A 377-nucleotide genomic window follows, 5' to 3' on the forward strand; every position below is an offset into this window, starting at 1 on the left:
CACCATGTTTTAGAGCCATTAGCTCAGTTGGTAGAGCATCTGACTTTTAATCAGAGGGTCAGAGGTTCGAATCCTCTATGGCTCACCATTTAAGCGGGTGTGGCGGAATTGGCAGACGCACTAGACTTAGGATCTAGCGCCGCAAGGCGTGGGGGTTCGACTCCCTTCACCCGCATTATTATTAATATGATTTAAGCATTTAATTTTGCAGAAGTAGTTCAGCGGTAGAATACAACCTTGCCAAGGTTGGGGTCGCGGGTTCGAATCCCGTCTTCTGCTCCATTATTTGCCGGGGTGGCGGAACTGGCAGACGCACAGGACTTAAAATCCTGCGGTAAGTGATTACCGTACCGGTTCGATTCCGGTCCTCGGCACCA

General features: G+C 50.1%; 4 tRNA genes. All 4 read left to right on the plus strand.

The window, feature by feature from the left end:
• The first annotated feature begins 12 nt into the window (after positions 1–12).
• The 4 genes from LQ673_RS14705 (at position 13) to LQ673_RS14720 (ending at position 377) form a co-directional block, all read left to right on the plus strand.
• Positions 13–88, plus strand: a tRNA-Lys gene (locus LQ673_RS14705).
• Between the two features lie 5 nt (positions 89–93).
• Positions 94–175, plus strand: a tRNA-Leu gene (locus LQ673_RS14710).
• A 32-nt stretch (positions 176–207) separates the two neighbouring features.
• A tRNA-Gly gene (locus LQ673_RS14715) sits at positions 208–282 on the plus strand.
• Between the two features lie 6 nt (positions 283–288).
• A tRNA-Leu gene (locus tag LQ673_RS14720) sits at positions 289–377 on the plus strand.

Origin of the sequence: Mammaliicoccus sp. O-M54, from assembly GCF_022386035.1 — a bacterium.
GTDB classification, from domain to species: Bacteria; Bacillota; Bacilli; order Staphylococcales; family Staphylococcaceae; genus Mammaliicoccus; species Mammaliicoccus sciuri_A.